Source organism: Rhodoferax sp. (assembly GCF_034520025.1).
In the GTDB taxonomy this organism is placed as follows: domain Bacteria; phylum Pseudomonadota; class Gammaproteobacteria; order Burkholderiales; family Burkholderiaceae_C; genus Allorhodoferax.
Genome location: NZ_JAXHNZ010000002.1, coordinates 1,560,510 through 1,574,581, shown reverse-complemented (window position 1 = coordinate 1,574,581; position 14,072 = coordinate 1,560,510). Strand labels below are relative to the sequence as shown.

General features: G+C 61.9%; 15 protein-coding genes. 3 read left to right on the top strand and 12 right to left on the bottom strand.

The genetic code is table 11. The features are described from left to right. Positions 1-31: 31 nt before the first annotated feature. From U5L73_RS15765 to U5L73_RS15730, 8 genes are all read right to left on the bottom strand, one after another. Entirely contained in the window at positions 32-862 is an 831-nt protein-coding gene (locus tag U5L73_RS15765; protein ID WP_322563222.1) for an urease accessory protein UreD, read from the bottom strand. Between the two features lie 3 nt (positions 863-865). After that, entirely contained in the window at positions 866-1,633 is a 768-nt protein-coding gene (locus U5L73_RS15760; protein WP_313873884.1) for an ABC transporter permease, read from the bottom strand. A gap of 8 nt (positions 1,634-1,641) precedes the next feature. Continuing rightward, complete coding sequence (locus U5L73_RS15755) at positions 1,642-2,481, bottom strand: ABC transporter ATP-binding protein (RefSeq protein ID WP_313873883.1); 840 nt, start codon at positions 2,479-2,481, stop codon at positions 1,642-1,644. 2 nt (positions 2,482-2,483) lie between these two features. Then, the gene (locus U5L73_RS15750) at positions 2,484-3,512 is read right to left on the bottom strand and encodes an ABC transporter substrate-binding protein (RefSeq protein ID WP_322563221.1); all 1,029 of its coding nucleotides are present in this window, start codon (positions 3,510-3,512) and stop codon (positions 2,484-2,486) included. A 220-nt stretch (positions 3,513-3,732) separates the two neighbouring features. Continuing rightward, positions 3,733-4,965 (bottom strand): ArgE/DapE family deacylase, encoded by a 1,233-nt coding sequence (locus U5L73_RS15745; protein WP_322563220.1) that lies wholly within the window; start codon positions 4,963-4,965, stop codon positions 3,733-3,735. Beyond that, the gene (gene uraD, locus U5L73_RS15740; RefSeq protein ID WP_322563219.1) at positions 4,962-6,779 is read right to left on the bottom strand and encodes a 2-oxo-4-hydroxy-4-carboxy-5-ureidoimidazoline decarboxylase; all 1,818 of its coding nucleotides are present in this window, start codon (positions 6,777-6,779) and stop codon (positions 4,962-4,964) included. The genes U5L73_RS15745 and uraD overlap by 4 nt, the downstream gene beginning before the upstream one ends. 3 nt (positions 6,780-6,782) lie before the next feature. Beyond that, positions 6,783-7,736 (bottom strand): allantoinase PuuE, encoded by a 954-nt coding sequence (gene puuE / locus U5L73_RS15735; protein ID WP_322563218.1) that lies wholly within the window; start codon positions 7,734-7,736, stop codon positions 6,783-6,785. Then, positions 7,733-8,374 (bottom strand): GntR family transcriptional regulator, encoded by a 642-nt coding sequence (locus tag U5L73_RS15730; RefSeq protein WP_322563217.1) that lies wholly within the window; start codon positions 8,372-8,374, stop codon positions 7,733-7,735. Before U5L73_RS15730 ends, puuE begins: the two co-directional genes overlap by 4 nt. A gap of 67 nt (positions 8,375-8,441) precedes the next feature. On the opposite strand from U5L73_RS15730, the gene uraH reads away from it, so the two are divergent. Further along, complete coding sequence (uraH, locus tag U5L73_RS15725) at positions 8,442-8,807, top strand: hydroxyisourate hydrolase (protein ID WP_322563216.1); 366 nt, start codon at positions 8,442-8,444, stop codon at positions 8,805-8,807. Here the strand turns inward: uraH and U5L73_RS15720 are convergent, their stop codons facing one another. Continuing rightward, on the bottom strand, positions 8,808-9,344 hold the full coding sequence (locus U5L73_RS15720; RefSeq protein ID WP_322563215.1) for a hypothetical protein: 537 nt from the start codon (positions 9,342-9,344) through the stop codon (positions 8,808-8,810). A gap of 88 nt (positions 9,345-9,432) precedes the next feature. On the opposite strand from U5L73_RS15720, the gene xdhC reads away from it, so the two are divergent. Together xdhC and U5L73_RS15710 are read left to right on the top strand one after the other, a co-directional pair. Next, a complete protein-coding gene (gene xdhC, locus U5L73_RS15715; RefSeq protein WP_322563214.1) occupies positions 9,433-10,296 on the top strand; it encodes a xanthine dehydrogenase accessory protein XdhC in 864 nt (287 codons plus the stop codon). 12 nt (positions 10,297-10,308) lie between these two features. After that, positions 10,309-11,547: a urate hydroxylase PuuD gene (locus U5L73_RS15710; RefSeq protein WP_322563213.1), complete on the top strand. Its 1,239-nt coding sequence runs from the start codon at positions 10,309-10,311 to the stop codon at positions 11,545-11,547. Between the two features lie 25 nt (positions 11,548-11,572). On the opposite strand, the gene U5L73_RS15705 is transcribed toward U5L73_RS15710, so the two are convergent. The 3 genes from U5L73_RS15705 to garL form a co-directional block, all read right to left on the bottom strand. Beyond that, positions 11,573-12,196, bottom strand: a complete 624-nt coding sequence (locus tag U5L73_RS15705) for a LysE family translocator (RefSeq protein WP_322563212.1) — start codon at positions 12,194-12,196, stop codon at positions 11,573-11,575. Between the two features lie 32 nt (positions 12,197-12,228). Continuing rightward, positions 12,229-13,116 carry a 2-hydroxy-3-oxopropionate reductase gene (locus U5L73_RS15700; RefSeq protein ID WP_322563211.1) on the bottom strand — a complete coding sequence of 296 codons (888 nt, stop codon included), beginning with the start codon at positions 13,114-13,116 and terminating at the stop codon, positions 12,229-12,231. A gap of 160 nt (positions 13,117-13,276) precedes the next feature. Beyond that, positions 13,277-14,059 (bottom strand): 2-dehydro-3-deoxyglucarate aldolase, encoded by a 783-nt coding sequence (garL, locus tag U5L73_RS15695; RefSeq protein ID WP_322563210.1) that lies wholly within the window; start codon positions 14,057-14,059, stop codon positions 13,277-13,279. Positions 14,060-14,072 lie beyond the last annotated feature (13 nt).

Below are 14,072 nucleotides of genomic sequence, written 5' to 3'. Positions count from 1 at the left end.
TGTGGGTGCCCGCATGGCTTGACCAGTCACGCTACATGGCCCAGATACGCGGGTCGTGGCCGTGTAGTTGCCATGCGTGAGCGCGCCAGCCTTTGCGCACCGCGCGCAAAAGCTGCATCGCCGGCTCTACGGTGGGTGCCAGTACCCGCAGCACCAGCGTGCGCGAGTTCGGGCTGGTCACCCCGGCAGTGGACGCAAGAGAATGAGCGCTCAGCGTTTCGCGGGCGGTGTCGAGCAGGGCCTCTTTGTCGGCGCGACTCCACGGGGTGCCGCTGGCAAAAAACAAGGTGGCGACACACCGGTGGCCGGCAAGCCCGGTTGGGCCATCCATCAGGCGTGCATCGTTCGCGCTCACGCGTCCGCGTTCCAGCCAGACACCAGGAATCTCTAGCTGCTGTTCCAAGCAGCCGCTCACAAAAGGCAGATTCGCCAGTGGCAAGCCGAGGGCCGTCACATCCCAGCCGAGGCATTGTGCCCCGGGGGCCAGGTCAAGTTGCAGGCGGTTGACTGCGTTACACGCGTCGTAGCACAACGCCTCCAAGGGCAACCACTCCAGGCGGGCTCCTTCGTCCAGTTGCAATCGGGTGGTTTGTACTGCCTGGGGCCCGTCCGAGCGGTAAAAGCGTGTCGCCCCCGGTGTAGTCACCAAGCCGTGTACGCCCGGGCCCATTTTTACATGCAACTCCAGGGTGTCACCGCCCACCAGTCCACCCGGCGGGTGCACCAGCACGTTGTGGCAGATGCTGTCGCCCTCGGGGTAGAGGCTTTGCAAGATGCGCAGGGGCCCGCTATGGTCATAGCGGGCCACACAGCGCTGGTTCTCGACCTGGTAGTTAAGGTTTAAACGGGCATGCCAAACCATAGATCAATGGTTCTGCGAGCCACGGTGCGCCCAGCCGGTGGTGCGCTTCTCGATCGCGCTGAACAGCTCGTACATCACCATGGCCATCGCACCCACCACCACCAAGCCAGCAAATGCCAAACCCATCTGCATGGCAGATCCCGCGCTGATGAGCAGGTAGCCAATGCCTTCATTGGCAGCCGTCATCTCGGACACCGTAGTGCCCACAAATGCCAGGGTAATGGCGACTTTGAGCGAACCGTAAAAATACGGCATGGAGCGGGGCAGACCCACTTTAATGAGCACGTCCCAGCGCTTGGCGCCCAGCACGCGCAACACGTCTTCCAGCTCAGGCTCCAAGGTGGCCAGGCCGGTGGCAATGTTCACCATGATGGGGAAGAAGCTGATCAGAAAGGCCGTCAGGATGGCAGGGCCCACGCCAATGCCGAACCACACCACCAAAATCGGCACAAACGCCGCCTTGGGCAGCGCGTTAAATGCCGTCATCAGCGGGTACACCGCCGCATAGGCCAGGCGCGAACTGCCGATCACAAAGCCCAGCAACACGCCCACCACAATGGCAATGCCGAAGCCCGCCATGGTCACCCAAAAGGTGCGCCATGCGTGGCCGGCAATGATGCCCTTGAACTCCCAGAACTGCGTCCAGATCCGCCAGGGGCTGGGGAACACAAACTCCGACACATCCAGTGCGCTGCATAGCACTTGCCACAGGGCAATGAAAAACACCAGCAGCACCCAGGGTGCCCACGCTTCAACTCTTTTGTTTGTCATGGGCCGCCTTATTGGGTAATCGCACCGGATGCCGCAGGCGCAGTCGAGCGCATGGCGCCGATGTGCCCGCGCAGCTCGTGCACGATGTCGGTGAATTCTTTGGTGTAGGTGATCTCCAGGTCGCGCGGGCGCGGCAGGTCGATCTCGCGTTTCACCACAAAGCGGCCGGGGCTCTTGCTCATCACGTAGACCGTGTCCGCCAGAAATACGCTTTCGCGCAAATCGTGGGTCACCAGAATCACGTTGAATTGCTGCTCGGTCCACAGGTCACGCAAGATGCACCACAGCTCCTCGCGGGTGAAGGCATCCAGCGCGCCGAAGGGCTCGTCGAGCAAGAGCATCTTGGGTTCATGGATCAGTGCGCGGCAAATACTCGCCCGCTGCTGCATGCCGCCCGAGAGCTGCCAAGGGAACTTGTCTTCGTAGCCGCCCAAGCCCACTTTTTGTAGCAGCTTGCGCGCGCGCTCTTCGTATTCCTTGCGCTTGGCTTTGAAGTTGCTGCGGTAGGGCTCCACGATTTCCAGTGGCAGCAGCACGTTATCGACCGTGGTGCGCCACGGCAGCAAAGACGGCGCCTGAAAGGCCATGCCGGAAATCTTCAGGGGCCCGGTGACGGGCTCGTTGTCGATCAGGATCTTGCCCTTGGAGGGCATTTTCAAGCCGGTGGTCAGCTTCATGAAGGTGGACTTACCGCAGCCCGATGGGCCGACGATGGCGATGAACTCGCCTTTTCGCACCTTGAGGTCGATCGCTTCGACCGCAAAGTGGTTCTGCTTCAGCAGCTCATCGTTATAGGCAAGCCAGACATCCTGAAAATCCACAAACCAGGGGGATGCTGGTGTTGTCATGCTTATTTCTTAGGCAGGATGTTGAGCTCAGCCTTGGAGGGCAGGTAGCTGGCATTCCACACCACATCGGGGTTGATGCGGGTTTTGGTGTTGAACGCATCTGATACCTGCGACGCCATCAGTGACAGGCGAGGGCCGTTGACCTGACCAAAGCCTTCCGCCCGCGCGTTAGCGCTGTTGATGACGGTGTCGATGGCCAGCTTGAGGCGGCGTGCCTCCAAGTCCGCGTTAATGATGCCGTCGCGCGCTTTCACATCGGCAATCGCCGCTGCGGGGTTGGCGATCACGTCTTTGGCACCCTTGGCAAACGCGGCCAAAAAGGCCTTTACCGCGGCTGGATTCTCTTTGAGGAGTTTGGGTGAGGCAATGATTGCGTTGCCATACAGCTTCACGCCGAACTGGGGGTAGGGCAAGATCACCACGTCTTCAGACTTGACGCCACGCGCCTCCAGGTTGAGTAGCGAGGTGAAGGTAAAGCCGGTGATCGCATCCACATCCCCACGGGCGAGCATGGTTTCGCGCAGGGGTGGGTCCATCGCGGTCCACTGCACGCCGGTCACATTGTTGGCTTTGGCAAAAATGGGGAAGGCGCGGCGGCCTGCGTCAAACACCGGGGCGCCCAGTTTCTTGCCGTTCAAATCGGCCGGCGTCTTGATGCCGGACTTTTTGAGCGCCATCACCGAGGCGGGTGTGTCGTTGTAGACCATCATGACCGCGATGGGCTTGTTGGGCGCATCCGGGTTGTTGGCATGAAACTCCATCAGCGCGGCCAGATCGGCAAAGCCCATGTCATAAGCGCCAGACGCCACGCGGGTCACCGCACCGCCCGAGCCGTTGCCGGCGTCAATGGTTACGTCCAGCTTGGCATCTTTGAAGTAGCCCTTGGCCGCAGGTGTCAAAAACAAGGCGGAAGGGCCCTCAAAACGCCAGTCCAACTGGAACTTGATCGGCGTGCTTTGGGCCATGGCAGAGCCAGCGGCCAAGGTGGCGGCAGCAATGGCGATGGCGTGGAGAAACTGGCGCTTTTTCATGGAAATTCCTTCATGGTTTTCGGATGCCAACGGTCAAGCAAGAAGAGTGCCCAACTTTGGGGCATTGCTCATTCCTTGGCCCATTCTGCGCGCCGGGGGTGGGTTCTCATGTCGGGGTTTATCTGGGTGCGACTTGCCCCGGAACACTTCGACACCTGCGAACCTCCCAATGGGTATTGGTGGTGGTGCTGCGAGTTGAGACAGTCAGCCCCTTAGCCCCTCAGCCCTTCAATAAATCCAGCAACGTGCGCGCCACCACCTTGGTGGCCTTGCGCAAGTCATCTAGGCTCACGCGCTCATCGGCGCGCTTGGCATGCGACTCCAGCACCGTGCGCGGGCCTGCACCGTAGATGACGCCGGGGATGCCGCGCTCGGCAAACAGGCGCACATCGGTGTAGAGCGGCGTGCCCATGGCGGGGATGGCTTCGCCAAACACCGCTTCGCCGTGTTTTTGCAGCGCATCCACCAAAGGCTTGTTGCCCGCCAGCGGTCGCATGGACTTGGCCAGCAGCAGGCGCTTGATGTCCACCGAGATACCGGGCACTTGGGCCGCCGCGTCGGCAATGACCTTGCGGATGGAGGCTTCTACCTCGGCGGGGTTTTCCTCGGGGATCATGCGGCGATCCAGCTTGAAGACCACTTTGCCGGGGACTACATTGGTGTTGGTGCCGCCCTCGATGCGGCCCACGTTCAGGTAGGGGTGGTTGATGCCGTCCACATCCGAAGTCACTTGTTTGTAGAGCGTGTTCTGGGCGTACAGCGCGTTCAGGATGTGCACCGCACCTTGCAGTGCGTCCACGCCACTCTCGGGAATGGCCGCGTGAGCCATCTTGCCGTGCACCGTCACCTCCATTTGCAGGCAGCCGTTGTGCGCGGTGATGACTTGGTATGAGAAGCCGGCGGCCAGCAGCAAGTCCGGCTTGGTGAGGCCTTTTTCCAGCAACCAGCCGGGGCCGAGTTCGCCGCCAAATTCTTCGTCGTAGGTGAACAGCAGTTCCACGCCGCCCTTCAGCGGCAGGCCCAGCGATTCGAGGGCGCGCACCGCAAAGATGTAGCTGGAGAAATCGCTCTTGCTCACTGCGGTGGCGCGGCCGTACATGTTGCCGTCGGCAATCTCGCCGCCGTAGGGGTCATGCGTCCAACCTTCGCCGGGGGGCACCACGTCACCGTGGGCGTTGAGGCCGATCGTGAGCCCGCCCGCAGCATAGGGGCGGCGCACCACCAGGTTGGTGATGCTTTGCATGCCGGCGGCCTGCACCTCGCTGGCGGGCACGGGGTGTTTTTCGGCCTGCAGGCCCATGGCGGCCAGCAGCTCGGCGGTGCGCTCGGCGTGGGGCGCGTTGTTGCCGGGCGGGGTGTCGGTGGGCACGCGCACCAGTTCTTGCAGAAAGAGCACTTGCTCGTCAAAGTGCGCGTCAATCCAGGTGTCGATTTGTTCGTAGGGGGTGGTCATGGGTGTGTAGGTTCTTGGGCCAGTTGATGCAGCAGGTGGCTGAAGGCATCGACGGCGAGTTGCATGTCGTCGCTGGTGGTGGATTCCAGCGGGTTGTGGCTGATGCCCGCGTTCAGGCCGCGCACAAACAGCATGGCCTGGGGCAGGATGTCGTGCAGCTTCATGGCGTCGTGCCCGGCACCGCTGGGCATGCGGTGCAGGGGCACACCCAAGGCGGTGACAGCAGCTTCCCAATGCTGCTGCCACTCGGGCGCGCTGGGCGCCGCGCTGGCTTGCATGGTGCGGGTGAGGCTGTGGTGCAGGCCACGGCGCTCGCAGATCATGCGCAGACCGGTGAGCACTTTGGCCTCCAGCGCGTCGCGCTGCGCGTCCGACGGTGCGCGCAAATCCAGCGAGAAGGTGCAGCGCCCCGGCACCACATTGATGGAGCCATTGGGCACTTGCAGCTGCCCCACGGTGCCCACCGAGTCGCCGTCTTGGGTGGCGCAGTGTTCGACCAGCAAGATCAGCTCGGCCACCGCAGCAGCGGCGTCGCGGCGCTGGCCCATGGGCGTGGTGCCTGCGTGGCTGGCCATGCCGGTGATCTCGCCTACATAACGCACGCTGGCATTGATGGAGGTGACCACGCCCAACGGAATGTCCAGCGCGTTGAGCACCGGGCCTTGTTCGATGTGGACTTCCACAAAGCCTTGGTAGTCGGCGGGGTTGCGGCGGATGGCGGGGATGGCGTTCACGTCCAACCCGGCTATCGCCATGGCGTTGCGCATGGAAACACCATCTGCGTCCGTCTGGTCCAGCCAAGCGGGGTCAAAGTCGCCGGTGAGTGCGCCCGAGCCCAGGAAGGTGGCTTTGTAGCGCTGGCCTTCTTCTTCGGCAAAGGCCACCACTTCCAGCGCGTAGGGCAGGCGCTGGCCTTGGGCCTTGAGCGCTTGTACACAGGCCAGCGGCACATAAATGCCGAGGCGACCGTCGTACTTGCCACCGTTGCGCACGGTGTCGTAATGGCTGCCGGTGAGTAGAGTTTTAGATGTTTTAGGGCTCTGGCCTCCGTGCTGATTGCGCGACCTGCTATCACTTTCATAGCGACCCGCCACATTGCCCACCGCGTCAATGGTGGCGCTGTCGCATCCGGCGGCCAGCATGTCCGCTTGAATCTGGCGGGCGCAGGCGAGGTGCGCGTCCGTCAAGTAAGTGACCGTGAGTTGGCCGGTGCCTACATAGGCCGCATCGGTATGCTGGGCCAGGGCCTCCTGCCAGTCCCACACCTGGTGGCCCTGCGTGGGCGTGTAGCCACACTTGTCGTTGAGGCGAATCTCGGCAATGCGGTGCACATTGCGCAGGCACTCGGCCAGCTCAAAGTCCGGGTGGCCCAGTACCCGGCGTTCCAGCGTGGCGATGATCTCGGCCTTGGGCAGGCCGGTGCCGCGCGGGCCGCGCACTGCAAGGATGAAGGGAAAACCGAAGCGCGCGTTGTACTCGGCGTTCAGGCGCTGGATTTTGTCGAATTCGGCGGGCGTGCAATGCGTGAGGCCGGCCTTGCTTTGCTCGTTGGTGCTCTCGGCAGTCAGACTGTTGTCTACCATGGCCTTGCCGGCCAGCTCGGGGTGGGCGCGCAAAAGTGCCAGCTGGGGTTCTCGCCCTGCGGCAGCCACCACTTGCACCATGGCGTGTTTGAAGGCTGCCAGCGAGACAAAGGGGCGCTGTTGCAGCGCCGTTTCCACGATCCAGGGCGAATGCTCGTACAAGCCTTCCAGCCGCTGTGCAGCCTCAGCCAACGGCAGGGTGTTGATGTGTTCCAGAGTCAGTGTGCGCATGGCTCAGCCTTGGTAGGGGTGCGTGGCTTTCCAGTGCCGCGCAATGTCAATACGCCGCGCCACCCACACCTTGTCGTGCTGACCGATGTGGTCCAAAAAGCGCTGCAGCGCCGTAATGCGGCCAGGGCGGCCCAGCAGGCGGCAGTGCATGCCGATGCTCATCATCTTGGGCGCGTTCAGCCCCTCGGGGTCGCCTTCGGCGTACAGCGCGTCGAAGGTGTCTTTCATGTACTGGAAGAACGGGTCTGCGTGTGAGTAACCCTGGGGCAAAGCAAAGCGCATGTCGTTGCAATCCAGCGTGTAGGGCACGATGAGCTGGGGCACCACGCTGCCGTCTGTTTTTTGGACCTTCATCCAGAAGGGCAGGTCGTCGCCGTAGTAGTCGCTGTCGTACTCAAAGCCGCCGTAGTCGGCCACCAGTCGGCGTGTGCGCGGGCTGTCGCGGCCGGTGTACCAGCCCAAGGCTCGCTCGCCTGTTAGCTTTTCGATGGCGGCCATGCCCAGTTGCATATGCTCGCGCTCCTGCGCTTCGTCCATGTTCTGGTAGTGGATCCAGCGGTGGCCGTGGCAGGCAATTTCGTGGTCCAGCTCCACCAGGCGGCGAGTCAGCTCTGGGTAGCGCTCCAGTGCCATACCGACACCGAATACCGTCAACGGTAAGCCACGTTTTTCGAACTCGCGCAGGATGCGCCACACACCCGCCCGTGAGCCGTACTCATAAATGCCCTCCATGCTGATGTGGCGGTCGGGGTAGCTGGCGGGGTTGAACATTTCTGAGAGGAATTGCTCGGAGCCTGCGTCGCCATGCAGCACGCTGTTTTCGCCGCCTTCTTCGTAGTTGAGGACAAACTGCACCGCCACGCGGGCTTGGCCGGGCCACTGGGCGTGGGGCACGTGTTCGCCGTATCCCACCAGATCGCGGGGGTAGGCTTGGGTGGTGTCGTAGGTGTGATTCATATCGATTTGTCGGGGGGCAAAGTCAGGCCGGCTTCTACGTGCTGAAGGTGCTCGTCCATCAAGCGCAGGGCCAGGGGTTCGTCGCGGGCTTCCAAAGCGTCTACCAGTGCAGCATGTTCCTCATGTGAATAGGCGGCCGAGGCGCTGGACTGGTACATCAGCGTGATCAGCGAGCAACGGGATAGCAGGTCCATCAACATCAGGGCCAGCACTTCGTTGCCCAACAATTGGGCCATGCGCACATGGAAGTCACCCAGTAACTCGGTGCGGTTGCTGATGGTGCCGCCTTGCACGGCGTTTTGTTCTTCGGCAATGTGTTGGCGTAGGGCTTCGATGTGCTGGGGGTCATTGGCCGCGATGAATGCACGGACCACGCCGGCTTCTAGCATGCGGCGCACCGCAAACACCTGGCGTGCCTCGGCTACCGAGGGCGCTGCCACAAAAGCGCCGCGAGCCGGCTCCATGTGGATCAGGCGGTTGCGCGAAAGCTGGAACAAGGCCTGCCGGATCAGCGTGCGCGACACGCCGAACTGGTCCGCAAGCTTTTGCTCGGCAAGCTTGGCGCCGGGTGTGAGCTGGTGGTCCACGATGGCGGCGGTGATGGCCTCCACAATGAAACCGGTAGTGGTGGTCTCCATCGGGTCATGATACTAAGAATGGCTAAAAGTGTATACACTTTGCGTTTTCAACAGAAAGGCACGCGCCATGGGCTTGAGCACGCACGTACTGGACACCATGCACGGCACCCCCGCAGCGGGCATGTCAGTGGCGCTCTACACCACACAGACCACCACGCAGGGCGAGGCGGCAACGCTGGTGAAAAGCTTTGTGCTGAATGCGGACGGCCGCAACCCGGACGGCCCGCTGTATGACAACGCGAGCCTGCAAAAAGGCACCTACCGCCTCGTGTTTGATGTGGCCGGCTACTTCAAGGCCCGCGGCGTGACCTTGCCGGAGCCGAACTTTTTGAACCGTGTGGCGCTGGATTTCGGCGTAGCCCATACCGACCAGCATTACCACGTGCCCTTGCTGGTCAGCCCGTGGAGCTACTCCACGTACCGGGGCTCCTGATCAGAGCTGACCTTCGGTGAGGGTGTCCAATTGAAAACGTCCGCTCTTGTGCCAGAGCCAAGTGTCTGTGTAGGTGACACGCCCCATGCGCACCGGCGCGGGGTAAGGGGCCGCTGCACGCACCGAGCGCTCGATATCGGCCATGACCTCCGGTGCATGGCTGGGCGCGCGCATCCAGCGAATGTCAGTGACGTGGCCTTTGCGGTCGATGTCGACCTGCAATACGCCCACTGCGTAGAGCAGCGGCGGCATTTTTCCGCTGTAGATGCGTTTGGAGTTCTTGGAATACAGGTGGCCGGCAGCGTCGCGGCGGTAATCGCGCGGCGTGGCCGCTTGGGATTGCAGGGCGGGTGGGGCTTCCGGAATCACCACCGGTGGAGCAGGTTGGGGGGTGACCACTGCAACCGGGGGCTTCTCGGGTTGCGGGGCAGGTGGGGGCACGCTGCAGGCGCTCAGGATGGCCAATACAGTCACGCTAAGCGCGAGGCGGGTGCTGCTCCCACGGGGTGCAGGCACGAAATGAGTCAAAGCGGGCATGGCGGATCTCCTTGTTTTTTGCGCCGTCGTACTGTGCAGCAAATTATGGAGTTGCGGAATATCGGAAGCCCTCAAAAGGTATCTGTTTGTGAGTAATTTGCCCGATTTGTTGACTGTGTTGAAGCAACACCCGGCAGTGCTAGTGTCGGTCGTGGCAACCCGAGGTTCTGTGCCGCGTGATGCGGGCACTTGGATGGCGGTGTCAGCCGATGGATTGGTCGGCACCATTGGTGGTGGCCGGCTGGAGTTTGATGCGGAGGCCACTGCACGCACCTTGCTCGATGCTCACCGCGCCGGCTGCTCCGTAGAGCCGGTGGAAAAGCGCATAGGGTTGGGCCCCAGTTTGGGACAGTGCTGTGGCGGCGAGGTGCAGCTACGCTATGAGTTGGTGCAAGCGGTGGATGTGCCTGCCTTGCGCCATCGACTGGCCCCTGCCTTGTGGCCGGTGGGGCTCTTTGGCGGTGGCCATGTAGGGCAGGCGTTGGTGCAGGTATTGGCCCTATTGCCCTTTGAGGTGACGTGGGTAGACAGCCGTGATGGTGTTTTTCCTGAGCAGGTGCCGCCTCATGTGCACTGTGAGCATTCAGACCCTGTGCACGCGGCAGTCGCAGACTTGCCGCCAGGCAGCCGTGTGCTGATTATGAGTTTCAGCCACGCAGAAGACTTGGATATCGTGGCCGCCTGCTTGCTGCGCCAACGGACCCGGGGCGATTTGCCTTACATCGGCTTGATTGGCAGCCGCACCAAATGGGCGGTGTTCAGTCATCGCCTGGCTGAGCGCGGCTTTGGTGAGGCGGAACTGGCGCATGTCACTTGCCCCATTGGCGTGCCGGTGGTCAAAGACAAGCGGCCTGAAATTATTGCGGTCGCTGTAGCGGCCCAACTCTTGCAAGTGGCAGACCCGGCGGCGCCAGATGCGGCTGCGGGCGCTGCCGGACGATTGGAAACCTGAGGAGAACACTGGATGGAAAGCTACTTACTCGACTGGGCCAACCTGCTGTTGCGGTGGGTACACGTTATCACCGCGATTGCCTGGATCGGTTCCTCCTTTTATTTTGTGTTTCTCGACAGCAGTCTGACACCGCCGGAGGACGACGATCTCAAGAAACAAGGGGTGAGCGGCGAGCTATGGGCTGTGCACGGTGGTGGTTTCTATCACCCGGTCAAATTTGCGGGGGCGCCGCCCAAGTTGCCGGGCAACCTGCATTGGTTTTATTGGGAAAGTTACAGCACCTGGCTCACGGGCTTTGCCTTGTTCACGGTGTCTTACCTGTGGAGTGCAGGCACTTATTTGATCGACAAATCGGTCATGGCCTGGCACCCGCATGCTGCGATTGCGGTGGCATTGTCATTTCTAGTGGTGTTCTGGTTGGCCTATGACGGTATTTGCCGGGTTTTCGGCAAGCGCAAACATGGCGATGCCATCGTGGGCGCGCTGGTCGCGGTGCTGGTGTGTGTGGCCTCGTACTTGGCCTGCCACTGGTTTGCCGGGCGCGCTGCGTTCTTGCTGGTGGGCGCGATGATGGCCACCGCCATGAGTGCCAACGTGTTCTTCTGGATCATTCCCGGCCAGCGCACCATGGTGAAAGACATGGCAGCCGGTCGCGCGGTAGACCCGATCCACGGCAAGCGCGGCAAGCAGCGCAGCGTGCACAACACCTATTTCACGCTGCCCGTGTTGTTTGCCATGCTGAGCAACCACTACAGCTTCACCTACGGCCACCCACAAAACTGGCTGGTGCTGATCGTGATGATGGGTGCCGGCGCTGCTATCCGCCAGTTTTTTGTGCTGCGCCATGGGTACAAGTTGGCCCGCAATCCGCACCCCTGGCCCTATGCGGCGGCCGGTGTGGTGGCGATTGTGGGAATGCTGGTGTGGCTGAAACCCGCTCCACCTGCAACGGCTCCGGTTGCTATAAATTCAGTAGCTGCCGGCGCAGGCTCAACGGGGTCTGAGGACACTATTGGCTATAAAGAGTTGCAACCCATTCTGGAGCAGCGTTGCTACATGTGCCACGGCGCCGCGGTGCAAATGAAAAATGTGCGGGTCGATAGCCCCCAAGCCCTGAGCAGCCATGCCCAGGCGGTGTACCAGCAGGTGGTGGTGAGCAAAATCATGCCGATGAACAACTCGACCCAGATCACCGATGCCGAGCGTGACATCGTGAAGCGCTGGTTTGAGGGCGGGGCGAAGACCGAGTAGCCGACCCTTGTGGGTGGGCCTGCTGTTAGCGCTGCGCGGTCGCCAGCCGGAGTGCCAGACCCACAAACACCACGCTGGCCATGCGATTGAGTGCACGCTGAGCGCGCAGCGATCGCTTGAACACCTCACCAAAGCCGGCAGCGAACCATGCGACCGCACTGAAGGTCAGCAGCGCTGCCAGCATAAAGACGCCACCCAACACCACGATCTGCCCAGCCATGTTGCCATGCGCGGGATCCGCAAACTGGGGGAGGAAGGCCAAAAAGAAGATCGCTACTTTGGGGTTGGTGACATTCATCACGACCCCCCGCAGGTAGGTTTGCGAGGGCGTCATGGCACCGTTGAGTGCGTTGTCTTGAATACCGACGGGCGCATTCCAGGCGCCCCACGCCAGCCACAGCAGGTACCCGGCGCCCACTAGTTTGAGTGCGGTGAAGGCGGTCGCTGAGGCGGCAAATACAGCGGCCAGGCCCAAGGCCACTGCAGCGGTGTGGAACAGCAAGCCACTGCACAAGCCCAGCACCACCAGCAGCCCCGCTTTGCGGCCATGCACTGCGGAATGCAGCAGCACGAATACGTTGTCCGGTCCGGGGGACAGTGCCAGCAGCACCGAGGCTGCGAAAAAAGTGATCAGGGCTTGTAGTGTCATGCCGCCATGGTAGCGCCACGGCGCCGCCGTCTTCAGGCCTTGGCCACTTCGTGGGCACCCATGATTTCCAAGGCGCGCACCAAGGCAGAGTGGTCCAGGCCGGCCATGTCGTTCGCGGCACACACTTGCATCAACTGGGCAGCGCCGGCGGTTTGGGGCAATGCCAAGCCCATGGCTTTGGCGCCATTCAATGCGAGGTTCAGGTCCTTCTGGTGCAGGCTGATGCGGAAGCCGGGGTTGAAGGTGCGCTTGACCATGCGCTCGCCGTGCACTTCCAGAATGCGGGAGGCGGCAAAGCCTCCCATCAGTGCTTGACGCACCTTGACAGGGTCTGCTCCTGCCTTGCTGGCAAACAGCAGGGCCTCGCCCACAGCCGCAATGTTGAGCGCCACGATGATCTGGTTGGCTACCTTGGTGGTCTGGCCGTCACCGTTGCCGCCTACCAGCGTGATGTTTTTGCCCATGAGTTGCAGCAGGGGCAGCACGGTGTCAAATGTGGCTTGTTCACCACCGACCATGATGGTCAGGCTGGCTGCCTTGGCGCCGACTTCACCGCCGGAGACCGGCGCATCCAGATACTGGCAACCCAGTGCGTTGATCTTCTGGGCGAACACTTTGGTGTCCATGGGCGAGATGGAGCTCATGTCGACCACCGTCTTGCCTGCACTCAAACCTTCTGCTACGCCATTCGCGCCGAACAGCACCAGCTCCACATCGGGGGTGTCGGGCAGCATCAAAAAGATGATGTCCGCTTGTTGTGCCACTTCTTTGGCGCTGGCGCAGGGCTTGCCGCCAGCTTGCACCAGGGCTTCGGGCACAGTGCCCTTGGTGTTCAGGTACACGGTGTGGCCGGCAGCCAGCAGGTGGCCTGCCATAGGGTTGCCCATGATGCCGAGGCCGATAAATCCGAGAGTAGTCATAGTCTTAAAGCGATGGAGTGAGAAAGAAATCGTTAAGCAGAGGGGGGCTGGGAGGCGGCGTGTTCTGCGGAGGTCAAGGAGGAGCCCGAAGGGCGGGGGACACGGAGCAGAACGCGCTGCCTCCCAGCCTCTTTAGCCGCAGAAGTGACTTCAGAATCAGTTAGCCGAGGTACCGGTCTCGCAAAGCCTGCGTCGCGTTGCGGAACAGCCCCAAGTCGCTGCCCACCGCCACAAAGGTCGCACCCATGTCCATGTAACGGCGCGCGTCGGCCTCCACCGGCGCGAGGATGCCGGTGGGCTTGCCTTGGGCTTTGGCCTGAGCAAACACACTGGCAATAGCCTCTTGCACCTCGGGATGGTTGGCGTTGCCCAAGTGCCCGTACCCAGCGGCGAGGTCAGACGGGCCAACAAATATGCAGTCCACCCCGGGCACCGCGGCAATCTCGGCAGTCGCTGTCACCGCTTGGCGGCTTTCAATCTGCACCGCCACGCACATGTGCTGGTTGGCTTCCTGAAAGTAGTTGGCAATCGAGTTGTAGCGGTTGCTGCGCTGCGCCACAGACACCCCCCGCATGCCTTCAGGCGGGTAGCGGGTGGCGGCGACGGCCTGGCGGGCTTCGTCAGCGGTTTCTACAAAGGGCACCAAAAAGTTATAAAAGCCGGCATCCAGCAGGCGCTTGATCTCGATAGGGTCGTTGCAGCTGGGGCGCACAAAAGGCGCACTCATGCTGTCCTTGAGCGCCATGAGCTGGGGCACAAAAGTGATCACGTCGTTGGGCGAGTGCTCGCCGTCCAGCAAAATCCAGTCAAAGCCAGCCACACCCAGCACCTCAGTGCTGATGGGGCTGGCCAACGAGGCCCAGCAGCCGATCAGGCGCTTGCCGGCGAGCAGGTCTTGCTTGAACTGGTTGGGAAAGGGTCGGTATGGGGTAGGGTAGGTCATGGTGTCTGCTGAT